The organism is Janibacter hoylei PVAS-1, from assembly GCF_000297495.1.
GTDB classification, from domain to species: Bacteria; Actinomycetota; Actinomycetes; order Actinomycetales; family Dermatophilaceae; genus Janibacter; species Janibacter hoylei.
Window position 1 is genome coordinate 11,777 of sequence record NZ_ALWX01000009.1, and the last position, 21,775, is coordinate 33,551.

General features: G+C 72.3%; 25 protein-coding genes and 2 pseudogenes. 13 read left to right on the plus strand and 14 right to left on the minus strand.

The window, feature by feature from the left end; all coding sequences use genetic code 11:
• Positions 1-77: 77 nt before the first annotated feature.
• From B277_RS02420 to B277_RS02450, 7 genes are all read right to left on the minus strand, one after another.
• Positions 78-1,208 carry an XdhC family protein gene (locus B277_RS02420; protein ID WP_007924773.1) on the minus strand — a complete coding sequence of 377 codons (1,131 nt, stop codon included), beginning with the start codon at positions 1,206-1,208 and terminating at the stop codon, positions 78-80.
• Positions 1,201-2,331: a vWA domain-containing protein gene (locus tag B277_RS02425; RefSeq protein WP_007924774.1), complete on the minus strand. Its 1,131-nt coding sequence runs from the start codon at positions 2,329-2,331 to the stop codon at positions 1,201-1,203. The genes B277_RS02420 and B277_RS02425 overlap by 8 nt, the downstream gene beginning before the upstream one ends.
• Complete coding sequence (locus B277_RS02430) at positions 2,328-3,200, minus strand: AAA family ATPase (protein ID WP_007924775.1); 873 nt, start codon at positions 3,198-3,200, stop codon at positions 2,328-2,330. Before B277_RS02430 ends, B277_RS02425 begins: the two co-directional genes overlap by 4 nt.
• A 73-nt stretch (positions 3,201-3,273) precedes the next feature.
• Entirely contained in the window at positions 3,274-4,908 is a 1,635-nt protein-coding gene (groL, locus tag B277_RS02435) for a chaperonin GroEL (RefSeq protein ID WP_007924776.1), read from the minus strand.
• A gap of 208 nt (positions 4,909-5,116) precedes the next feature.
• Positions 5,117-5,581: a hypothetical protein gene (locus B277_RS02440; protein WP_007924777.1), complete on the minus strand. Its 465-nt coding sequence runs from the start codon at positions 5,579-5,581 to the stop codon at positions 5,117-5,119.
• A gap of 217 nt (positions 5,582-5,798) precedes the next feature.
• Positions 5,799-6,089: a DUF3263 domain-containing protein gene (locus B277_RS02445; RefSeq protein WP_128277277.1), complete on the minus strand. Its 291-nt coding sequence runs from the start codon at positions 6,087-6,089 to the stop codon at positions 5,799-5,801.
• 111 nt (positions 6,090-6,200) lie between these two features.
• A complete protein-coding gene (locus B277_RS02450; RefSeq protein WP_007924779.1) occupies positions 6,201-7,559 on the minus strand; it encodes a pyridoxal phosphate-dependent decarboxylase family protein in 1,359 nt (452 codons plus the stop codon).
• Between the two features lie 143 nt (positions 7,560-7,702).
• On the opposite strand from B277_RS02450, the gene B277_RS02455 reads away from it, so the two are divergent.
• The 7 genes from B277_RS02455 (at position 7,703) to B277_RS02485 (ending at position 12,585) form a co-directional block, all read left to right on the plus strand.
• Positions 7,703-7,936, plus strand: coding sequence for a three-helix bundle dimerization domain-containing protein (locus B277_RS02455; protein WP_007924780.1), 234 nt, complete (start codon positions 7,703-7,705; stop codon positions 7,934-7,936).
• Between the two features lie 77 nt (positions 7,937-8,013).
• A complete protein-coding gene (locus B277_RS02460) occupies positions 8,014-8,691 on the plus strand; it encodes a uracil-DNA glycosylase (protein WP_007924781.1) in 678 nt (225 codons plus the stop codon).
• Entirely contained in the window at positions 8,688-9,500 is an 813-nt protein-coding gene (locus B277_RS02465) for an SGNH/GDSL hydrolase family protein (protein WP_007924782.1), read from the plus strand. Before B277_RS02460 ends, B277_RS02465 begins: the two co-directional genes overlap by 4 nt.
• 85 nt (positions 9,501-9,585) lie before the next feature.
• A complete protein-coding gene (locus tag B277_RS02470) occupies positions 9,586-9,987 on the plus strand; it encodes a TOBE domain-containing protein (RefSeq protein ID WP_007924783.1) in 402 nt (133 codons plus the stop codon).
• A complete protein-coding gene (gene modA, locus B277_RS02475) occupies positions 9,984-10,754 on the plus strand; it encodes a molybdate ABC transporter substrate-binding protein (protein WP_007924784.1) in 771 nt (256 codons plus the stop codon). Before B277_RS02470 ends, modA begins: the two co-directional genes overlap by 4 nt.
• A complete protein-coding gene (locus B277_RS02480; protein WP_007924785.1) occupies positions 10,751-11,527 on the plus strand; it encodes an ABC transporter permease in 777 nt (258 codons plus the stop codon). The genes modA and B277_RS02480 overlap by 4 nt, the downstream gene beginning before the upstream one ends.
• Positions 11,524-12,585 (plus strand): sulfate/molybdate ABC transporter ATP-binding protein, encoded by a 1,062-nt coding sequence (locus B277_RS02485; RefSeq protein WP_007924786.1) that lies wholly within the window; start codon positions 11,524-11,526, stop codon positions 12,583-12,585. Before B277_RS02480 ends, B277_RS02485 begins: the two co-directional genes overlap by 4 nt.
• A gap of 31 nt (positions 12,586-12,616) precedes the next feature.
• Here the strand turns inward: B277_RS02485 and B277_RS15675 are convergent, their stop codons facing one another.
• Positions 12,617-13,249, minus strand: coding sequence for a PepSY domain-containing protein (locus tag B277_RS15675; protein WP_007924789.1), 633 nt, complete (start codon positions 13,247-13,249; stop codon positions 12,617-12,619).
• 101 nt (positions 13,250-13,350) lie between these two features.
• Between B277_RS15675 and B277_RS02495 the strand changes: the two are divergent.
• Positions 13,351-14,512, plus strand: a pseudogene (locus B277_RS02495) (acyl-CoA dehydrogenase family protein).
• A gap of 13 nt (positions 14,513-14,525) precedes the next feature.
• Here the strand turns inward: B277_RS02495 and B277_RS02500 are convergent.
• Positions 14,526-15,866 (minus strand): MFS transporter, encoded by a 1,341-nt coding sequence (locus B277_RS02500; RefSeq protein ID WP_007924793.1) that lies wholly within the window; start codon positions 15,864-15,866, stop codon positions 14,526-14,528.
• A 143-nt stretch (positions 15,867-16,009) separates the two neighbouring features.
• Here B277_RS02500 and B277_RS15680 point away from each other — a divergent pair, with 143 nt between their 5' ends.
• The 4 genes and pseudogenes from B277_RS15680 to B277_RS19695 all read left to right on the plus strand — a co-directional run bounded on the left by B277_RS15680 (position 16,010) and on the right by B277_RS19695 (position 17,530).
• Complete coding sequence (locus B277_RS15680) at positions 16,010-16,930, plus strand: hypothetical protein (protein WP_007924795.1); 921 nt, start codon at positions 16,010-16,012, stop codon at positions 16,928-16,930.
• A pseudogene (locus tag B277_RS19685) lies at positions 16,852-17,085 on the plus strand (GntR family transcriptional regulator); the annotation flags it as partial. The gene B277_RS15680 and the pseudogene B277_RS19685, both read left to right, overlap by 79 nt.
• Before the next feature lie 73 nt (positions 17,086-17,158).
• On the plus strand, positions 17,159-17,305 hold the full coding sequence (locus B277_RS19690; RefSeq protein ID WP_338009722.1) for a hypothetical protein: 147 nt from the start codon (positions 17,159-17,161) through the stop codon (positions 17,303-17,305).
• A 117-nt stretch (positions 17,306-17,422) separates the two neighbouring features.
• Positions 17,423-17,530, plus strand: coding sequence for a hypothetical protein (locus B277_RS19695; protein ID WP_007924814.1), 108 nt, complete (start codon positions 17,423-17,425; stop codon positions 17,528-17,530).
• Between the two features lie 4 nt (positions 17,531-17,534).
• Here the strand turns inward: B277_RS19695 and B277_RS02520 are convergent, their stop codons facing one another.
• The 4 genes from B277_RS02520 to B277_RS18270 all read right to left on the minus strand — a co-directional run bounded on the left by B277_RS02520 (position 17,535) and on the right by B277_RS18270 (position 20,084).
• Positions 17,535-18,197, minus strand: a complete 663-nt coding sequence (locus B277_RS02520; protein ID WP_007924824.1) for a class III extradiol ring-cleavage dioxygenase family protein — start codon at positions 18,195-18,197, stop codon at positions 17,535-17,537.
• Positions 18,198-18,271: 74 nt separating this feature from the next.
• A complete protein-coding gene (folP, locus tag B277_RS02525; RefSeq protein ID WP_007924826.1) occupies positions 18,272-19,132 on the minus strand; it encodes a dihydropteroate synthase in 861 nt (286 codons plus the stop codon).
• Positions 19,129-19,458 (minus strand): glycosyltransferase family protein, encoded by a 330-nt coding sequence (locus tag B277_RS18265; protein WP_007924828.1) that lies wholly within the window; start codon positions 19,456-19,458, stop codon positions 19,129-19,131. Before B277_RS18265 ends, folP begins: the two co-directional genes overlap by 4 nt.
• Positions 19,446-20,084 (minus strand): glycosyltransferase, encoded by a 639-nt coding sequence (locus B277_RS18270; RefSeq protein WP_202948405.1) that lies wholly within the window; start codon positions 20,082-20,084, stop codon positions 19,446-19,448. Before B277_RS18270 ends, B277_RS18265 begins: the two co-directional genes overlap by 13 nt.
• A 32-nt stretch (positions 20,085-20,116) precedes the next feature.
• Here B277_RS18270 and B277_RS02535 point away from each other — a divergent pair, with 32 nt between their 5' ends.
• Entirely contained in the window at positions 20,117-20,527 is a 411-nt protein-coding gene (locus B277_RS02535) for a type 2 periplasmic-binding domain-containing protein (protein ID WP_007924832.1), read from the plus strand.
• A 479-nt stretch (positions 20,528-21,006) separates the two neighbouring features.
• Here B277_RS02535 and B277_RS02540 read toward each other — a convergent pair whose 3' ends face one another.
• Entirely contained in the window at positions 21,007-21,309 is a 303-nt protein-coding gene (locus B277_RS02540) for a DF family (seleno)protein (RefSeq protein WP_007924834.1), read from the minus strand.
• Between the last annotated feature and the right edge of the window lie 466 nt (positions 21,310-21,775).

The window sequence follows — 21,775 nt, forward strand, 5'->3', positions numbered from 1 at the left end:
CTGATCTCGATCACGACAGTGTGATCTGGCTCATGCTAGCCATGACCGTGCCGGAGGTCACGCCTTCGCGTGAGGATTCATCCCTCGCTCGAGTGGTGGATCCGCCCTTGGCGCTCGGCCAGCGGTCGACCGGAGCCGCCCCACCGCTCGGCGACGAACTCGGCCGCGATGCTGATGGCGGTCTCCTCGGGCGTGCGGGCCCCGAGGTCGAGCCCGATCGGGCTGCGCAGCCGGTCGAGCTCCGCCGTGCTGACCCCCACCGCGCTCAGCCGCTCCTGACGGTCCTCGTGCGTGCGACGCGAGCCCATGGCACCGACGTACCCGACCTCGGGCAGGCGCAGGGCCACCTCGAGGAGCGGCACGTCGAACTTCGGGTCGTGGGTGAGCACGGTGATGACCGTGCGCCCGTCGATCCGCCCGGCCTCCTGCTCAGCTGCCAGGTAGCGGTGCGGCCAGTCGACGACCACCTCGTCGGCCGCTGGGAAGCGGCTGTGCGTCGCGAAGACCGGCCGGGCATCGCACACGCTGACGCGGTACCCGAGGAAAGAGCCCACGCGGGCGACGGCGGCCGCGAAGTCGATGGCGCCGAAGACGAGCATGCGCGGCGGCGGAGCGAAGGCCCACACGAAGACCCGCATACCCTCCCCGCGGCGCTGCCCGTCGGCGCCGTAGCCGAGGGTGGCGTTGTGACCGAGCGCGAGCTGGCCGAGCGCGTCGTCACGGACGGCGGCGTCGACCCGCGCGGAGCCGAGGGTGCCGGTCGGCTCCTGATCGGGGCGCACGAGCATCCGCCGCCCGAGCCAGGCGGGGTCGGGGTGCTCGATGACCGTGGCGACGGCCACGGGTCGGCCGGCCCGGACGTCGGCGGCCACCTCGTCGAGCTCGGGGAAGGTCTCGCGGCTCATCTGCTCGACCCACACGTCGAGGATCCCGCCGCAGGTCAGGCCGACGGCCATCGCGTCGTCGTCGGAGACGCCGTACCGCTGGAGGGCAGGGGAGCCCGACTGGAGCACCTCCTGGGCCAGCTCGTAGACCGCACCCTCGACGCACCCGCCGGAGACCGACCCGACAGCGGTGCCGTCGGGCCCGACGAGCATCGAGGCGCCGGGCGGCCGCGGTGCGGATCGGAAGGTCGCGACGACGGTCCCGACCCCGACGGAGTGTCCCTGCTCCCACCAGTCCAGGAGCTCGGTGAGCACCTCACGCATCGGCCAACACCTCCAGCAGGTCCTCGAACGCCCGCAGTGAGTGTCCTGCGACGAAGGCATCGATGTGGGGCAGCGCGGCGACGATGCCCACCTGCACCGGACGGTACCCCTCCTTGCCGCGGTGGGGATTGACCCAGACCAGCAGGTGGGACATCCGGCGCAGCCTGGCCAGCTGGTCGGCGAGCTCAATGCCGTCGCCGCGCTCCCAGCCGTCGCTCACGACGACCACGACAGCGCCGCGGGCCAGGTGCCGGGTCTGCTCCCACGTGAGGAAGACCCGCAGCACCTCACCGAGCCGCGTCCCGCCGGACCAGTCCGGTACCCGGTCACCCACGCGCACGAGCGCCCGCTCGGGGTCACGGGTGCGCAGGGCCTCGGTGACCCGGGTGAGGCGCGTGCCGAGGGTGAAGACCTCGACCGCACCGCCCGTGCCACCGGTCCGGGGCGCCCGCACGATGCCGTGGGCCAGCCGCAGCAGCGCGTCGGCGTAGGGTCGCATCGACCCCGAGACGTCGACGAGCAGCACGACCCGGCGGGTGCGCGGCCCTCGCCGCCGGTGGTGGATCCGGCTCGGCTCCCCCATCTGGCGCAGCATCGAGCGAAGGGTGGTCCGCACGTCGATCTCCCCACGGACCCACGTGGTCCGCCGGGTCCCGCGACGCACCGGCAGCCGCGGCCGCAGGCCCGCGATCATCCGGTCGAGCACGGCCTTGTCCCGCGGACCCATCGCCGCCACGTCGCGGGAGCGGAGGACCTCGACCTCGCTCGCGGCCACGTGCAGTGCGTCGGCCTCCCCTTCCCCGTCGTCGGCACCGTCGTCCTCGGGCAAGGGGGAAACGAGCTCGCTCTGCTCCTCTCTGTCGACCCGCCGGGGCAGGTCGTCGCGCCCGGCGAACCACTCGGCGTACACCTGCTCGAAGCGCAGGAGGTCCTCCGGTCCGGCGCACAGCGTGGCCCGGCCCGCCCGACGCACGTGCTCGAGGTCGCCGGCCCCGACGACCGATGCCGCTTCGAGGAAGGTCGCGGCCCGGTCGTGGGTCACCCCGACCCCGGCTGCCCTCGCCGCGTGGGCGAGCGCGAGGAGGATCTCGTCGACCTCGCCGGCGTGCGGGGGTGCCGTCATCGGGCGAGCACCCGGTCCAGTGCCTGCCTCACCCGCTCGGCGTCCTCGCGGTACTTGATCACGGCCCCGAGCGTGCGGGCGGCGGTCTCGAGGTCGAGCTCCGGCGACCCGAGACGCTGCAGGGCAGCGACCCAGTCGAGGGTCTCGGCGACACCCGGGGGCTTGACGAGGTCCTCGGTCCGCAGTCGCTGGACGGCGGTGACGACCTGGTGGGCCAGCGTCTCGCTGACGCCGGGGAGGCGGCTGCGGACGATCGCCACCTCGCGCTCCAGGCCCGGGTGGTCGATCCAGTGGTAGAGGCAGCGTCGCTTGAGTGCGTCGTGCAGGTCCCGGGTGCGGTTCGACGTGAGGATGACGGTCGGCGGCACGGCGGCCCGAACCGTCCCGAGCTCGGGGATGCTCACCGTCCAGCCCGAGAGCACCTCGAGCAGGAAGGCCTCGAACTCGTCGTCCGCCCGGTCGATCTCGTCGACGAGGAGCACGACCGGGCTGGTGCGCAGCGCCCGCAACACCGGGCGCTCCAGGAGGTAGCGCTCGTCGAAGAGCGAGCTCTCCGCCTCGCTCGGGTCGAGCTCGCCGCTGGCGGCGACCGCTTCGAGGGTGCGCAGGTGGAGGATCTGCCGCGGGAAGTCCCAGTCGTAGAGGGCCTGGGAGGCGTCGAGCCCCTCGTAGCACTGCAGCCGGATGAGGGGGGTCCCCTCGAGCTCGGCGAGGGCCTCGGCGAGGGCGGTCTTGCCCGTGCCGGGGGCTCCTTCGAGCAGCAGGGGGCGCTGCATCTCCCGCGCGAGGAAGGCCACCGTGGCCAAGTCCTCGTCGGCGAGGTAACCCGTGGCACCCAGCCGGTCCGCCAGCTCCTGCGGTGACGTCATGCAGGAAGGGTACGCCGAAGGGCGGTTCCCCGATCCGGGGGAACCGCCCTTCGTGCGTGGTGCAGGAGTGGGCTCAGAAGCCCATGCCCCCCATGCCACCCATGTCGTCGCCACCGGGCATGGCCGGAGCGGCCTTCTCCGGCTTGTCGGCGACGACGGCCTCGGTGGTGAGGAAGAGCGCCGCGATGGAGGCGGCGTTCTGCAGCGCGCTGCGGGTGACCTTGGCCGGGTCGATGATGCCCTGGGCGATCATGTCGACGTACTCGCCGGTCGCCGCGTTGAGGCCCTCACCCGCGGGGAGGTTCTCGACCTTCTCGGTCACGACACCGCCGTTGAGGCCGGCGTTGGTCGCGATCTGCTTGAGCGGGGCACCCGCCGCGACGCGCACGATGTTGGCGCCGGTCGCCTCGTCACCCTCGAGGGTGAGCTTGTCGAAGGCGGCCTTGGTCGCCTGCAGGAGCGCGACGCCACCACCGGCGACGATGCCCTCCTCGACGGCAGCCTTGGCGTTGCGCACGGCGTCCTCGATGCGGTGCTTGCGCTCCTTGAGCTCGACCTCGGTGGCCGCACCCGCGCGGATGACGGCGACGCCGCCGGCGAGCTTGGCGAGGCGCTCCTGGAGCTTCTCGCGGTCGTAATCCGAGTCGGAGTTGCTGATCTCGGCCTTGATCTGGTTGACGCGACCGGCGATCTGGTCCTGGTCGCCAGCACCCTCGACGATGGTCGTCTCGTCCTTGGTGACGACGACCTTGCGCGCACGACCGAGCAGGTCGAGCTCGGCGGTGTCGAGCGAGAGGCCGACCTCCTCGGAGATGACCTGGCCACCGGTGAGGATGGCGATGTCGGCGAGCATGGCCTTGCGGCGGTCACCGAAGCCCGGAGCCTTGACGGCGACGGACTTGAAGGTGCCCTTGAGCTTGTTGACGACGAGCGTCGACAGGGCCTCGCCCTCGACGTCCTCGGCGATGATGAGCAGCGGCTTGCCGGCCTGCATGACCTTCTCGAGGAGGGGCAGCAGGTCCTTGATCGAGCCGATCTTGGAGTTGGCGATGAGGACGTAGGGGTCCTCGAGCACGGTCTCCATGCGCTCGGTGTCGGTGACGAAGTAGCCGGAGATGTAGCCCTTGTCGAAGCGCATGCCCTCGGTGAGCTCGAGCTCGAGCCCGAAGGTGTTGCTCTCCTCGACGGTGATGACGCCTTCCTTGCCAACCTTGTCCATGGCCTCGGCGATCTTGGCGCCGATCTCCTGGTCAGCAGCGGAGATGGAGGCCGTGGCAGCGATCTGCTCCTTGGTCTCGATCTCCTTGGCCATCGCGAGCAGCTCGTCGGACACCGCAGCGGTGGCCTTCTCGATGCCGCGCTTGAGGGCCATGGGGTTGGCGCCGGCCGCGACATTGCGCAGCCCCTCGCGGACGAGGGCCTGGGCGAGGACGGTGGCCGTCGTCGTGCCGTCACCGGCGACGTCGTCGGTCTTCTTCGCGACCTCCTTGACGAGCTCGGCCCCGATCTTCTCGTAGGGGTCGTCGAGCTCGATCTCCTTGGCGATGGACACGCCGTCGTTGGTGATCGTGGGGGCGCCCCACTTCTTCTCCAGGACGACATTGCGGCCCTTGGGGCCGAGGGTGACCTTGACGGCGTCGGCGAGGGTGTTCATGCCCCGCTCGAGGCCGCGACGGGCCTCCTCGTCAAAAGCAATGAGCTTTGCCATTCGGGTGGTTCCTCCACGCGAATCGAAGGGTGCGACCGGGGGTGCCCGCGACGGACGGAGAGCGACCACCCGGCTCACGTCACCGTGCGATCGCGCCCCTCACCTGACCGGTCAGGACTGTCACTCTCACGAGGAGAGTGCTAACGCCATTATTGGCACTCTCCTCCGTCGAGTGCAAACGAGGCGGGCCCGGGCCGCCGCCTCGGCCTCAGACCGCCGGGTGGTGGTGCTCGAAGCTCGCCCTCATGGCTCCGTCGACGTCGGAGGAGATCGGGTCGTCGAGGTCCGCGACGAAGACGGCGACGAGCTCTCGGGCCGGGTTGTCGCGGGCGGCGGCGAGCAGCCCCTGCCAGGCCGCGAGGTTGGGGTGCTCGAGCTGCTCGCAGGCCCGGGCCGGCGCGAGGGCCTCGACGGCGGCGGCGAGCTGGTCGGTCGACACGTCGAGGGTGGCGGTCGACCCGTCGTGCCGCAGCACCGTGGCGAGGACCACGGCCGCCAGGCCGTGGCGACCGCCGGGGAGGTTGACGTGCGGCAGCTCCCACTCCGGGTCGCTGCTGGCGGGCGAGATCGCCACGGCCCACGCGGTCGGCCGCGTCCATCCGTCGACCTGTGCTGCCAGGTGGTCGGCGATCGCCGCCAGCCCGTCGGGGGTGCTCCAGTCGAGGTCGGTCATGGTCCCCACTGTGCCAACGAGTGGGCGGCTCCGGTACCCCCTGCGGACCGGAGCCGCCCACCTGCCCCTCCACCCCTGCACCGTGAGACGCGAGAGGACGACGGCGGGTTCGGCCCGGGCACGATCCGTGACGCTTCCGTGACCCTCGGGCGCCCGGTGCACGCACGAGGGCCCCGCCCGACCGGTGGTCGTGCGGGGCCCTCGTGGCGGCGTGCGCTCAGATCTCGATGCCGAGCCGCCGCGCGCTGCGGGTGCGCTGGCGCTGGTCGCGCAGGCGGCGCAGCCGCTTGATGAGCATGGGGTCCTCGGAGAGGGCGGCCGGGTTGTTGATGAGCCCGTTGAGCACCTGGTAGTAGCGGGTGGAGCTCATGTCGAAGAGCTCCTTGATCGCCTGCTCCTTAGAGCCGGCGTACTTCCACCACTGGCGCTCGAAGGCGAGGATCTCGCGGTCGCGGTCCGTGAGCGGGACCGAGGGGGTCGGCGCGGCGGTCTGGTCTGCGAGGTTCACGTCGAGCACTGTACCGGCGAAATCACACGCCTGTCATTACCTCGGCGTGTCGGCTGGACAGGTAGGGCGAAGGGGGTCACTCGCGCCTCCTTCGCCCCACCCGTCACAGGCTCAGCCCATCGAGTCGAGGATGGCGACGATGTCGTCGGTCGTCGTCTGGGGGTTGACGATCGCGAAGCGCGCGAGGGTCTCGCCGTCGTGGTTGGTCGGCACGACGAAGGCGAACTCCTCGTCGAGGATGCGGTCGGACCAGGCCTGGTAGTCCGCGGCCGTCCAGCCCGTGCGCCGGAAGACGAGGACGGACAGGAAGCGCTCGCCGACGAGCTCGAAGCCCTCGCGGCGGGCGATCTCGGCCTCGGCGAAGGCGGCGACGGTCAGCGTCTTCTCGACCGAGTCGGTGTAGGCCTGCGTGCCGTGCGTGGCCAGGGAGAACCAGAAGGGCAGGCCGCGCGCCCTTCGCGTCAGACCGACGGAGTAGTCGGTCGGGTTCCAGTCGGTCGCCTCGGTGAGCACGTCGAGGTAGCCCGCGTGCTGGGTGTGGGCCCGGCGCCCCGCCTCGGGGTCGCGGTAGAGCAGCGCGCAGCAGTCGAAGGGGGCGAAGAGCCACTTGTGCGGGTCGACGATGAAGGAGTCGCAGTGCTCGATGCCCGCGTACAGGTCGCGCACCGAGGGCGCGGCCAGACCGGCGCCGCCGTAGGCGCCGTCGACGTGGAACCAGATGCCGAGCTCGCGGCACACCTCGGCCACGGAGGTCAGGTCGTCGATGATGCCGAAGTTCGTCGTGCCCGCCGTCGCGACGACGGCGAAGAAGGTCTCCGGCCCCTCGGCGAGGAGGACCTCGCGCAGCCGCTCGCCGGTGAGCCGACCCCGCTCGTCGGGCTCCACGGTGACGAGCTCGGCGTCCATGACGTCGCAGGCGGACTGGATCGACGAGTGGGCTCCGCGGGTGGTCGCGACCCGGAAGGGACGCTGACCGGCGGGTGCGGTGCGGCGCGCCTCGGCACGGGCTGCGACGAGGGCCGAGAGGTTGCCGATCGTGCCGCCGGGGACGAAGACGCCGCCCGCGGACTCGGGGAGGCCGACGAGGTCAGCGATCCACCGGAGCGCCTGGTTTTCGGCATAGACCGCGCCGGACCCCTCGAGCCAGGAGCCGGCGTAGATCGAGCTCGCGCCGACCACGAGGTCGAACATCGCGGCGGCCTCGGTGGGCGCGCACGGGATGAAGGAGAGGTAGCGCGGGTGGTCGACGGACAGGCAGGCGGGTGCGAGCACCTCGGCGAAGAGGTCCATCGCCGACTGCCCGCCGAGCCCCTCGGCGGTGATCGTCTGACCGGCACGCTCCTGCAGCTGCGCCGGCGTGAGGGGCCGGTCGAGTGGGACCGGGTCGAGCTCGAGGCGCTCCTTCGAGTAGTCGAGGACGATCCGAGCCAGCTCGGCCAGGGAGGTGTTGTCGTCAGCGAATCCGTGCACGGAGGCACTCTAGGGCCAGCCGACGCGGCGCGAGGCCCCCAGGCGACGGCAGGGACACGCCCGAAGGTGTCCTCCCGGCAAACACTTGGGCCGCGCGTCCACATGGTGTTAACCTTGTGTTCATCTTGAGTCGAGGAGGACCCATGATCACCATCCACGTGGACCACGTCATGACCAACATGGCCGCGGACCTGTGCGTCCGCTACCCCCAGGTCGCCTGCGAGCGCATCGAGGCCATGGTCGCGAGCGCCAGGGAGCGCATCGAGCCGACCAACCAGCACCCCGAGTTCCTCGCCCCGCTCGTCGAGCACGCCGTGAAGATCGAGTTGCACGAGCTCGCCGGCGCCCCGGTGCCGCCCACGAGCGCCACCTGCTGACGACCCCCGATCCACGAACCCCCCGGTCCCCTGCACCGGGGGGTTCGTCGTCCCCGCGGCAGGCATAGGTTGGGCGGGTGCCAGCACAACCCCTGACCGAGCTCGTCCACCCCTCTTGGGCGCAGGCCCTCGAGCCCGTCGCCGGGACGATCGCGGCCATGGGCGAGTACCTGCGCGCCGAGGTCGCCGCCGGCCACGGCTACCTTCCCGCTGGCGAGCACGTGCTGCGAGCCTTCACCATCCCGCTCGACGAGGTCCGGGTGCTCGTCGTCGGCCAGGACCCCTACCCCACCCCCGGCCACGCCATCGGGCTCTCCTTCGCGGTGGCGCCGGACGTGCGGCCGCTGCCCCGGTCCCTGCTCAACATCCACCGCGAGCTCGTCGACGACCTCGGCGTCGCCACCCCCGGCAACGGCGACCTCACACCGTGGGCACAGCGGGGCGTCATGCTGCTCAACCGCTGCCTCACCGTGCGCCCCGGCGCACCGGCCAGCCACCAGGGCCACGGCTGGGAGCAGGTCACCGACCGCGCGATCGAGGCCCTCGCCCGCCGCGGCGGACCACTCGTCGCGATCCTCTGGGGTCGGCAGGCGCGCAACCTGGCCCCTGCGCTCGGCGACGTGCCACGCATCGAGAGCGCCCACCCCTCCCCCCTGTCCGCCCGCAACGGGTTCTTCGGCTCGCGGCCCTTCAGCCGGACCAATGAGCTGCTGACCCGTCAGGGAGCCGACCCGATCGACTGGAGCCTGCCGTGACCGAGCCGACCACCCCCGCCCAGCACCCCTGGCGCCGCTACGTCGCGATCGGCGACTCCTTCACCGAGGGCATGGTCGACGTCGACCCTCGGCACGAGGGCCGCTTCATCGGGTGGGCCGACCGCCTCGCCGCGGAGCTCGCCGGGCGCACCGGCGGCGAGGAGCTGCACTACGCCAACCTCGCCATCCGCGGCCGCAAGCTCGCCGACGTCGTCGGGCGGCAGCTCGACGAGGCGCTGACGATGACCCCGGACCTCGTCTCGGTGGTCGGCGGCGGCAACGACATCCTGCGCCCCCGGGTCGACCTCGACGCGATCGCCGCCCGGCTCGAGGACGCCGTCGCCCGGATCCGTGGGGCCGGCGCCGACGTGCTCCTCGCGACGCCGACGGACCCGCGCGGAGCCGGCCTCTTCTCCGCCCTTCGCTCGCGGCACGCGGTGCACACGGCCAACCTCCACTCCATCGCCGCCCGCCACGGCGCGCACGTCCTCGACCTGTGGGGCATGCGCTCGGTCAAGGACGCGCGCATGTGGGGCGAGGACCGGATCCACCTGAGCACACCGGGGCACGAGCGCGTGGCCCAGGCGGCGCTGACGGCGCTCGGCCTGCCGACGCGGGCGGGCTGGGACACTCCCCTCGACCCGGCGCCGTCGCGACCGGCCACCCAGCGTCGGGCTGAGCGCGCCCGGTGGGCGGTCACCTACGCCGGACCGTGGGTGCAGCGCCGGCTCACCGGCCGCTCCTCCGGCGACACGGTGACGGCGAAGATCGGCGAGCCCGCCCCCTTCGGCCCGCTCGACCTGCCCTGAGGTCGCGACGACCACAGCGCTCTTTGTCCAATACGGCTGCACTTTCCTGTGGTTTTGCCGCAGATGCGGTGATACTTTGCGCAACATGGCGCAGATTCGAATTTCAGAGGCGGCGGAGCTGCTGGCCGTCTCCCCGGACACCGTCCGACGCTGGATCGACGCTGGCCGCCTCACCGCGACGAAGGGAGCCGGCCCGGCCCACGTCGACGGCACCGACCTGGCGCGGCTCGCCGAGGAGATCGCCCACCCGGCCCCCGTCGGCACGGTGACCGACGAGTCCGCCCGCAACCGGATGCGCGGCATCGTCACCGAGGTCAAGAGGGACGGGGTCATGGCGCAGGTGAGCCTGCAGGCCGGACCCTTCCGGATCGTCTCCCTCATGTCCCGCGAGGCCGCCGACGAGCTCGGCCTGGATCCCGGAGTCGTCGCCGTCGCCTCCATCAAGTCCACCAATGTCGTCATCGGCACGCCCGGGAGCCCCGCATGAAGCGCATCGTCGCCACCACCGCCACCGCCGCACTCGCCCTGGCCCTTGCGGCCTGCGGCTCCGACTCGGACTCCTCTGCGTCGGGCGGCGACGGGGGCACCACGACCCTCAACGTCGCAGCGGCCGCCTCGCTCACGGCCTCCTTCGAGGAGATCGAGGCCGCCTTCGAGGAGGAGCACGAGGGCGTCGACGTCCAGCTCCAGTTCGCCGGGTCCTCCGACCTCGCCTCGCAGATCACCAACGGCGCCGACCTCGACGTCTTCGCCTCCGCCGACGAGGCCAACATAGACAAGGTCAAGGACGCTGTCGAGGGCGAGCCCACGGTCTTCGCGACCAATGTCCTGACGATCATCACCGAGCCGGGCAACCCGCAGAAGATCACCGGGCTGGAGGACCTCGAGGACTCCGACCTGGCCGTCGTCGTCTGCGCCGAGCAGGTCCCCTGCGGCGCCGCGACCGCGACCCTCACCGAGCAGCAGGGCGTCACGCTCGAGCCCGCGAGCGAGGAGTCCAAGGTGACCGACGTGCTGAGCAAGGTGACCACGGGCGAGGCCGACGCCGGCCTCGTCTACGTCACCGACGCGACCGGCGCGGGCGACAAGGTCGAGATGGTCGAGACGAAGGGCGCCGACACGGTCGTCAACAGCTACCCCATCGCCGCGCTCAAGGACTCGAAGCACGCCGAGGACGCCCGGGCCTTCGTCGACTACGTCACCGGCCCGGAGGGTCAGAAGGTGCTCAAGGGCAAGGGCTTCGGCACCCCGTGAGGCCCCCCGCCTGGCTATGGATCCCGGCGGCGGGGGCCATCCTCGTCGTCGTGGTCCCGCTGCTCGGTCTGCTGACCTCCGTGGACGTCGGCAGCCTCTGGCCGCTGCTGACGTCGGAGGCCTCGGTGACCGCGCTCCTGCTGTCGCTGCGCACCGCGGTCATCGCCACGGCGCTCTGCTTGGTCCTCGGGGCCCCGCTCGCCCTGCTGCTCGCCCGCGGGCAGTGGTGGGGGCAGGCGGTGCTGCGGGCGCTCGTCCTGGTGCCCCTCGTCCTGCCGCCGGTCGTGGGCGGCTTGGCGCTGCTGACGACCTTCGGTCGGCGCGGGCTGCTCGGCGAGCACCTCGTCGCCGCGGGCATCTCGATCTCCTACACGACCACCGCGGTGGTCCTCGCGCAGACCTTCGTCGCGCTCCCCTTCCTCGTCCTGTCCCTGGAGGGGGCGGTGCGGGGTCTCGACCGGCGTCACGAGGAGGCCGCCGCCACCCTCGGCGCCGGACCGTGGCGCCGGCTCACCCGCGTCACGCTCCCGCTCGTGGGGCCGGGGCTCGTGTCGGGCTCCGTGCTCGCCTTCGCCCGGGCCCTCGGCGAGTTCGGGGCGACGCTCACCTTCGCCGGGTCCGCGCAGGGGCGGACCCGGACCCTCCCCCTGGAGATCTACCTGCAGCGAGAGGTCGACCAGGACGCCGCCATCGCGCTCTCGCTCGTGCTCGTCGTGCTCGCCACGGTGATCGTCGGGTCCGTCTACGCGCGCACGACCAGGGCCGCAGCATGAGCCTGCAGGTGCGCGCCCGGTGGGCGCAGCGCGGCCTCGACGTCGACCTCGACGTGCCCGCCGGTCGGCACGCGATCACCGGGCCCAACGGCGCGGGCAAGTCCTCGCTGCTCGCCGTCGTCGCCGGACTGGCCCGCCCCGACGAGAGCCGGGTCGTGCTCGGCGGTCGCCCGCTCGACGGGCTGCCGCCGCACCGCCGTCGGGTCGTGCTCATGTCGCAGGCCGGGCAGCTCTTCCCCCACCTCGGGGTCGGCGACAACGTCGCCTTCGGCCCGCGCAGCCAGGGCAGGGGGCGGCGCGAGTCCCGCGCCGCTGCCGAGCACTGGCTCGAGGTCGTCGGGATGAGCAGCTTCGCCGACCGACGCCCCGCCCAGCTCTCCGGTGGTCAGGCCGCGCGCGTCGCCCTCGCCCGGGCGCTGGCCGCCGAGCCAGCCGCGCTCCTGCTCGACGAGCCGCTCGCCGCGCTCGACGTCGAGGCGACCCCCGCGATGCGGGCGGTCCTGTCACAGGTCACCCACGAGCGCGAGGACCTCGTCGTCCTCCTGGTCACCCACGACGTCCTCGACGTGCTCACCGTCGCCGACGGGCCGCGCGACACGCTCACCGTCCTCGGCGAGCAGGTCGAGCACGGCCGCGTCCGCGAGGTGCTCGAGCGACCGCGCAGCGCCTTCACGGCGGGGCTGGCGGGGGTCAACCTGCTCCGGGCCGAAGGGCGCGCCGGCGGCGGTGCCATCGCCGGAGAGGTCGAGATCGCCACCGGACCGCACCAGATCGCCGGGCCGTGCTGGGTGACCTTCGCCCCCGACGCGGTCTCGCTGCACGATGACCACCCGGAGGGATCGCCGCGCAATGTCTGGCGCTCTCGGGTCACGCGCGTCGAAGCGCACGCCGGGCGGGTGCGGGTCCGGTTGGACTCCCCCTTCGCGATGAGTGCGGAGGTGACGCCTGCGGCGCTGGCGGCACTCCCCCTTCGTCCCGGGGACCGGGTGTGGGCCTCGGTCAAGGCGACCCAGGTGCGCGTGCACCCAGCCACCGTCACCGCTGACGACCGTCCCTGACGGCCGGCTGTCGCGACCGGCCGCGAGGAGATCAGTCGTCCGTGGCGACCGTGGCCTGGCCCGACTCGACGTCGACGTCGACCTCGACGCCACCACGGTCCGTCGTGTCGATGGTGACCTGCCAGACGTGACGGCCGCCCTGCTCCTCGAGCTCGACGTCGTCGAGGGTGCCGTCGACCTGCTTCAGCGCGGTGGTGATGGCATCGCCGAGCGAGATCTTCGCGGCCTCGATCGCGGCCCGGTCCTCGTCGTCGAGGTCGTCCGTGTCGTCGTCGACCGTGGCGGTGCCGTCAGCCGTCACCGTGACCTCGGTGCTCGTGCTGCCCTCGGCGACGTCGATCTCCCAGCTGCCGTCGTCGTCCTGGTCGTCGATCTCGTAGGCGGCGCCGCCCGCCTCCTCCTCGGCCGCCGAGATGGCCGCGAGGACGTCGTCGGAGCTCGCACCGCCTGCCGCGGAGGTGCTGGATCTGCTCGTGTCGTCGGCGGAGGAGCTGCCGTCCGACGGGCTGTCGTCGGAGCTGCTCTCGGTCGTGGTGGTCGACGGCGCCGCGGAGCTGCTCGTCGTCGACCCGGCACCATCGGCACCGGTGTCCGACCCGCAGGCGGTGACGCCGAGAGAGACGGCGGCGGCGAGGGCGATGAGGGCGGTGCGTGAGGTCGTCATGGCTCCCACCATGGCGGCCCAGATCGCCGATATCCAGCCGGATCGGCCTGGGTGAAGGCACTCTCATCGAGGCCTCATCCCGGTCTCATAGAGTGGCACCCATGGCAGCAACGAGGCTCATGCCCACGGAGATCGGTGACGACCTCATCGCCCTCACGCGGGAGATCTGCGACAAGTCCCTGCGACCCCAGGTCGACGACGTCGAGGCGCGCGCGGCGACCGAGGAGGTCTTCCCGCGGGAGGTCTTCCGCACCCTCGGGCGGGCGGGCCTGCTCTCGCTGCCCTACCCCGAGGAGCTCGGTGGGGGGCGGACAGCCCTACGAGGTCTACCTGCAGGTGGTCGAGGAGATCGCGAGCGCTTGGGCGGCCGTGGCCGTCGGGGTCTCGGTGCACTCCCTGACCGCCTACGCCGTGCACACCTACGGCAGCCCCGAGCAGCAGCAGGCGCTCCTGCCCGACATGCTCTCCGGCGAGACCCTCGGCGCCTACGCCCTCTCCGAGCCCCTGGCTGGCTCCGACATCGGGGCGATGACGACCCGGGCCACCGCGGACGGCGACGACTGGCGCATCCGCGGGCGCAAGGCGTGGATCTCGCACGCCGGCCACGCCGACTACTACACGACCTTCGCCCGCACCAGCGACGACGGCGGTCGGGGCGTCAGCTGCTTCGTCGTGCCGGCCGACGCGCCGGGCCTGTCCTTCGGCACCCCGGAGAAGAAGATGGGCCTGCACGGCGACACCGTGCGCGAGGTGATCTTCGAGGACGCGCCGGTGAGCGGTGACCGCCAGATCGGTGAGCTCGGGCGCGGTGTGCCCATGGCGCTGGCCGGCCTCGACGCCGGACGGCTCGGCATCGCCGCGGTCGCGACCGGCCTGGCCCAGTCCGCCCTCGACGTTGCGGCCCGCTACGCGACCGAGCGCGAGCAGTTCGGCCGGGCCATCGCGAGCAACCAGGGGTTGGCCTTCCTGCTCGCCGACATGGAGGCCGCGGTGACGAGCGCCCGCGCCACCTACCTGCACGCCGCGCGGCTGCGTGACGCGGGCCGCACCTTCGGCAAGGAGGCCGCCGTGGCCAAGCTCGTCGCGACCGACGCGGCGATGCGGGTGACGACCGACGCGATCCAGGTCCTCGGTGGCGCCGGCTTCACCCAGGACTTCCCCGTGGAGCGCTACTTCCGCGAGGCCAAGGTGACGCAGATCTTCGAGGGGACCAACCAGATCCAGCGGCTCGTCATCTCGCGCCAGCTGCTCGCGGGGCTCTGACCCCCTTCGGCCGTCAGTCCTCGTGGTCCCGGGAGATGCCGGGCAGGAGGGCCTCGCCGGAGCGCAGGGCGTCCAAGGCGCCGGGGCTCTGCGCGATGCGATCGAGGCTGCGCCGGCGGTAGCGCCAGATCATCCACGCGCCGAAGCCCCACAGGAGGAACTGGACGCTCATCGCGATGCGGAAGTCGTCGAGCGTGTAGGTGTCCGGACCGCCGGGGGCTAGGCGGTCGAGGACGAGGCCGATGAGCGCCATCGTCACGAGCGAGGCGACGAAGCCGCCCATGTTGACCACGCCCGAGGCCCGGCCGAGCCGGTCGCTGCGGTGGAAGCTGCGGGCGAGGTCGAAGGCGATCATCGAGCCGGGTCCGCCCACCGCGGTGACGGCGACGAGCACGACGAGCAGCCACAGCGGCGAACGGCCGGGAAGGGCCAGGACGACCGCCCACACCAGGGCGATCGACCCGACGACGCCCAGGGCAACCACCGAGCGGTAGTAGGGGTTGCGGCCCGTCCAGCGACCGATCGTCGGGCCGGCCACGAGCGCGACGAAGGTCATCAGGGTGAGCAGGGCCGATGCGGTCGTCGGGCTCAGCCCCTGGCCGGAGACGAGGAAGGGGTAGCCCCACAGCAGCGCGAAGACCGTGGGCGCGAACTGCGAGGTGAAGTGCACCGACAGACCGAGCCGGGTGCCCGGGTCACGCCAGACCTCGGTGAGGCTGTGCCGCAGGGCGCGCAGCTTGATCCGCTCGACCTCGCCGCGCTCGTAGGGCGAGTCCTTGATGACCGCGAAGGCGCCGAACAGGAGGATGACGCCGAGCGAGGCGGCGAGGGTATAGGTGCGGGTCCAGCCCAAGCCGTGCAGCGCGGCACTCAGCGGGACGGCTGCGGCCACGGCGCCCATCTGGCCGACCATGCCGGTGAGCTGGGTGATGACCGGCGCCTGCCGCACGAGGAACCACAGCGCGACGAGGCGCAGCACGGCGGTGAAGACCATCGCGTCGCCGGCGCCGATGAGGGCCCGGGCTCCCAGACCCATGGCGAAGCTGTCGGCGGCGGCGAACCACAGCTGGCCAGCAGTCATGCAAACCAGCCCGCTGATGATGAGGATGCGCGAGCCGAAGCGGTCGAGCGCCACCCCGACGGGCACCTGCATCCCGGCGTAGACGGCGAGCTGGAGGACCGTGAAGGTCGCCAGCTGGCTGGCGTTGATGTCGAAGCGGTCGGCCGCGAGCAGCCCTGCGACCCCGAGCGAGGTGCGGTGGAAGACGGCGAGGACGTAGACGGCGAGGCCGGCGCCCCAGATGGCGTAGGCGCGACGCCGCCCGATGTCGTGCAGCTGTCGGGTCCCGGTCACTGGATAGATGATACGAATCCGTGCGCGATGCAGGCCATTGCGTCCACGGATCGGCAGGCGACGACTTGTCACACACGCTTGACACAAGCCGAAGGGAGGACGAGTCTTTCTTTGTCACACTCACCTGATACAAGGAGCTGGCCATGGCCATCGCGCTCGTCCTCCCCTTCCTCCTGGTGGCGGCGCTCGGCGTCGCCCTCGTCGGGTGGCTGCTCACCCGCACGCGCGCTCCGCTCACGGTGCCGCAGCACGCGGCCGTGATGCAGGTGCACCGTCGCTCGACCCGGTGGTTCGCCTGGGGCGTCGCCCTCGCGCTCGTCGTGACGGTCGCGCTCTTCGCCCTCGCCGGCGTCTCGCTGGGGCGGGTCGCCGCCCTCGCTCCGGCGGTCGGCGGTATGACCCTGCTCCTGGTCATGTGCGTCGGCGAGCTGCGCAGCCCGCGGCAGACGACGCTCACGCGCACCGCGGTGGCCCGACCACGCCGGGTGCGCGACCTCATCGGCGCCGGCCCCCTCGCCCTCGCGACGATCGCGGTCGCCGCGCTCACCACGACCCTCGTCGTCGGCACGGCCATGGGCTCGCCCGACGACCTCGGCCGGGCCGGGCGCGCGCTGACGACGGTGTGCGGGGACGCCACGACGGTCCGCGGCCCGTGGCCCGGGAGCTACTACGCCATCCCGATCGCCGTTGCCCTCCTCGTCGGTCTGGTGGCCGCCGCGGTCACCTGCCGCACGATCGTCGTCCGCCCCGCCCGGGGGGCCGAGGGAGCCGACGTCGACGACGCCCTGCGACGCTGGTCGACGCGGTCGGTGCTGCTCACCGTCGCGCTCGTGTGCTGGGCGACCCTCGTACCGCTGCTTCTGCTCATGACGGTTGCGCACTCCGGCGGCACCTGCGCGACCTCGTCGACGCGAGCCCTCCAGCTCACCTTCGGCGCGGGCGCGCTCGTGTCGGCGGTGGCGGCGATCGGGACCTTCGCCGCGCTATGCACCGGCCCGCGGCTGCGGCCGGGTCAGGCGCCGCCGGGCAGCTCCGACCGCTCGACCGTGGGGGTGCCGCTGTGAGCGACGTCGTGACGATCGACCTCGTCGACCCGACTCCCCCCTTCGAGCAGGTGCGCCGCCAGCTGACCCTGCTCATCGAGACCGGCCAGCTCGTCACCGGCGAACGCCTGCCGTCCGTGCGGCAGCTCGCCGGTGACCTCGGCCTGGCGACCGGCACGGTCGCGCGCGCCTATCGGGAGCTCGAGTCCGCCGGGCTCGTCGTCACCCGGCGCGGGGGGTGGCACCCGGGTGGCCGACCGGCCGAGCTCCGCGAGCGCGGCCGCGACGTCGCTGCTCGAGGACGCCGCCCGCGAGTACCTCGCCCGGGCCAAGGCCCTGGGCGCGGGGCCCGACCGCGCCATCCAGGTCGTCGAGATCGTCTCGCGCCGCCACTGACGGCACCACCGAGGAGACCCATGGACCGCATCACCAGGGCGCGCCGGTGGGGACGCTGCAGCTGACCTTCGTGCCCGGCCTGAGCCGCGGCGGTGCGATGCGGCCCGGGCCCGCGGCGTGACGCTCGTGCGGCTGACGAGCGACAAGCGGCGCCCCGAGGCGCACCGCTTCTACGAGCGGCTCGGCTACGTCACGACGCACGAGGGCTTCAAGCTCGAGGTGTGACCCCTCAGGCCCAGCGGGCAAGCAGGTACTGCACGCCGAAGGGTGACTCCTCGGCGACGAGCTCCCCGGCCAGACCGTCGGTCGCGGCGGCGAGGACCTGCAGGGCGGCCCGACCGCGCATCCACAGCCGGTCGCACGTCGCGGGGTCGAGGGCGGCCAGGGCGGTGGTGTCGGCGGCGGCGAGCGCGCGCGCCAGCCCCTCGGCGAAGGGAGCCGCGTCCGGCTGCAGATGGCCCGGTGCCTTGTCGGTGAGCGTCGCCGGGCCGTCGGCGACGACGACCAGCAGCGTCGACGGGCAGGCGGCGAGGGTGGTGCCCAGGGCCGCGCACTCCTGCGGCGAGGCGTCGGCGGAGACCGAGTGGAGGATGATCTCGCCCCCCGTGGAGGAGGCGAGCAGGCGCCCGATCTCGAGGTCGGAGGGCAGCGCCCCGTCGGGGACGCGGCCGGTCGTGAAGCGCGCAGCACCCGAGGGCGCGTCGCCGGGCCACACACGGGTGGTCGTACCCGAGCCGACGACGACGAGACGGTCGGCCCCCTTCGCCGTGGCGGTGTCGGCGACGAGGGCTGCGGCCCGCTCACGCAGGTCGGCGAGCGGGTCGGCGGTGCCGCCGATGCCGGGCAGCAGCGCCGGGGCAGCGGGGACGACGACGGCGGCGGTGATGCTCATGCTGGTCGACCGAGAAGGGTCCCTCCCTGCGGGCGCGGCTCGTCCCTCGCTCGTGCCCTCGCTCCTCACCCCGCTCATGCGAGCCCTCGGATCGTGCGGGCCGGCGGACGCTCGCCGCGCAGGGTGGCGACCATGTCGAGGACCTGGCGGGTCTCGGCGACCTCGTGCACGCGGTAGATCCGCGCGCCGAGCCACGCGGAGACGGCGGTCGTCGCGAGCGTGCCGATGAGTCGCTCGTCGACGGGGCGATCGAGGGTCTCGCCGACGAAGTCCTTGTTGGACAACGACACGAGCACCGGCCAGCCGGTCTCGACCATCTCGTCGAGGCGGCGGGTGACCTCGAGGGTGTGGTGGGTGTTCTTGCCGAAGTCGTGTGCCGGGTCGATGACCACCGACTCCCGTGCGACGCCGGCCACGACCGCCCGCTCGGCGTACCCGAGGACCCCGTCGAGCACGTCGGCGACGACGTCGCGCTCGAAGCCGGTGCGGAAGGGCCGCGTCCGCGGCTCGACCCCGCCGGTGTGCGTGCAGATGATCGCGACGTCGTGCGCGGCGGCGACGTCGACGAGGCCCGGGTCGGCTCCGCCCCACGCGTCGTTGAGCACGTCCGCGCCTGCGGCGCAGACGGCTTCGCCGACCTCCGCTCGCCACGTGTCGACGGAGATGACGAGCTGCGGATGCGCCGCGCGGACCCGGGCGACGAGCCCGGCGACCCGATCGATCTCCTCGGCGACATCGACGTCCCCGCCCGGCGCGGCCTTGACCCCGCCGATGTCGACGATGTCGGTGCCCTGCTCGACGACGAGGTCGACTCGCTCCATCGCCTTGTCCTCGGCGAAGGTCGCGCCCTTGTCGTAGAAGGAGTCGGGCGTGCGGTTGACGATCGCCATGACGAGCATCGCGTCGTCGGCGAAGGTGTGGCGGCCGAGTCTCATCGGGCTCCTGCGGGGTAGCCGGGCTGGGTGGCCGCCGGTGGTCGCTGACGAAGGGGGAGCGCCCGAGTCCGCCAGCCGCCCTCGCGGGTGAACTGCTCGAGCGTCTCGCTCGCGATGGTGACGTCGACCGGCTCGCCGTGGCGGCGGGCGTGGACGACGGCGAGCAGCTCGGCAGCCATGACGGCCAGGTCGTGGTCGCGCTGGTGGCGGTGGGCCCGGCAGCCGAGGTCGACCTGGGCGATCGCGTCGAGACCGTGGCGGGTGTGGGTGTCGAGCAGCGAGGCGATCTCGACGCCGTAGCCGGTCGGCACGGTCAGCGACTCCATGAGCGAGCGGCGGGCGGCCCACTCCCCCGCCAGGGGCTGGACGACGCCGGCGAGATCGGGCCACCACAGGTCGATGACGGGGCGGGCGACGAGCTCGGTGACCCGGCCCCCTTCGGTGCTGGGTGCCCGGCCGAGCACGTCCATGACCCGGTCGTACCAGCCTTGACGAGCTGGGTGCGGGGGTCGGCGGTGAGGGCCCCGACGAGACCGGTGACGAAATGCGGCCACCACTGCGTGAGGTCGGCGTCGACGAAGACGAGCAGGTCGGCGGAGGTGACGAAGAGCGACTTCCACAGCGCCTCGCCCTTGCCCGGGTGGGCGCCGAGGTGGGGCGCGATGTCGGCGGCCCGGTGCACAGTCGCACCGGCGTCGGCGGCGACGGCCGCGGTGTCGTCCGTCGAGTCGGAGTCGACGACGACCAGCTCTGAGACGAGTGGCACCTGCTCGACGAGCTCGCGGCGCAGGCCGGTGACGACGTCGCCGACGGTGGCGGACTCGTCGCGGGCGGGGATGACGACGGCGACGGTCTCCCCCTTCGCCCGGAGGTGCTCGACCAGGGTCGTCGCGTCGAAGTCCGTGTGGACGTGGCTGTGCGCCCTGAGCCACTGCCGGGTCGACGCACGCACGTCGCCCATCGTAGGCAGGCATCATGGGGGCCATGCGCCGACTCCTCGCGATGGCCCTGCTGCCGCTGCTCCTCGTGGCCGGCTGCTCCGACCCCGGCTCCGGCCTCGACCGCGCCGAGAGCACGGGGGTCCTCACCGTCGGCGTCGTCGCCAACCCCCCGCTCGCCGTGCCGGAGGACAGCGGTGAGGTGAGCGGGCCGGCGGCCGAGGCCGTCGGCGACTACGCCGAGTCGATCGGCGCGCACCCGAGCTGGCAGGTCGGCGAGCTCGACGCCCTGGCCGCCGCGGTCGACCGCGGCGAGGTCGACGTCATCATCGGTGCCGACGGCGGGACGAAGGGAGTCACCGCCACCTCGTCGACGGGCGAGGGCGGGGTCATCCTCGTCGGCGAGCAGGAGGGCCCGCTGAAGGACTCGATCAACGCCTGGCTGGCCGGCCGCTGATCCTCCGGCCGGTCCCGCGCCAGTGGAGCTGGCGAAGGGACTCGAACCCTCAACCACCTGTTTCCCTGCGGGGCTCCTCGGTTGGGTACTGCTGGGACTCGGATTCCCTGTGTTTCCAACGGTCTTCGCGTGCATGTGCGGAGCCGACTCGGGCTGGATCGGTCCTTCTCTGGACGAAAGAGGAGGCGTAAGTGGAGGGCTGGCCGGATCTAGCCACCGACCCTGTAGCGGGGCAGAGGAGCCTGCCGGAGTGGCCGGGTCAAGGGTGGACGGAGTCCATCACGCAGTGACGCGGAGCGCCCTTGATGCGGTCCGGAGGTGGGCGGAGAGTGAAGCGGAGGGTCGGAGGCGTGAAGGTGACGTATTCGCGCGGCGGCGTGTCCGCCCAACTTCACTTCTGGACCACCGGCCTTGCTCACGTCATTGCTCCGAGCCAGCAAGGCCATCTCGGCTGCAGTTCCGTCGATGTTTCGTTGGCGCTATGTCCCAGATAGGACCTGGACTAGCTGTTCAACTGTGGGAGAACCCTCCACGCCATCTGGTGTCCGATACAGCCGACACGACAGCCCGACCGGCGCGCCTGGCTCGGCGAAGTGGTCCTCACCGTCGACAAGGATCGACGGCGAGCCACGAAAGCTCCACTGTTCAGCTTGTTCGGGGGTGGTCACCAGGACCTTCTCCACGTCGACGTGGATGCCTAGGGTTTCCAGCGCTTCACGGATGCGGCCGTCGGCCACCTGCCAGTTCGGGCACCCGTCGAAGTACAGGAGTTGGACGCGCATACTGCCAGCCTACTTATCGCACGGTGGCAATCACGTAGCTGCATGGCGAAGGGAGCGACGCTCGGGATGAGGTCCTGGGCGTCGCTCCTTTTGGTCTGCCGGTTGGGTCGAGGTTCGCCGCCGCGCCCGGAACGGCCGCAGGCCGCACGCCCGGCACGGCGGCGGGCCGAAGGCCCGCCGGCTCGCGCCGGAGGCGCGCTTGAGTCAGTAGAGAAAGTCCTCACCGGCCAGTTTTCTGCCTAGCATTCTCCGCCTGCTTAGGAGGGAGCAGAGAGGGCCCGCGCGATTCTGTGTATCGTCTAAGCGTGCGCACTCAAGCTGTGATACTGTCCTACGCCGCCTTTATCCTTGGGGCAGCCGCCTTCGTCTACGCTGGCCTGTCCGGCCGAAACGAAGGCCCCTTCGTTCAAGCAGCGGGGGCCATAGTCGTTGCGGGACTGGCCCTTTTCGGTGTCGCCACAGGGGT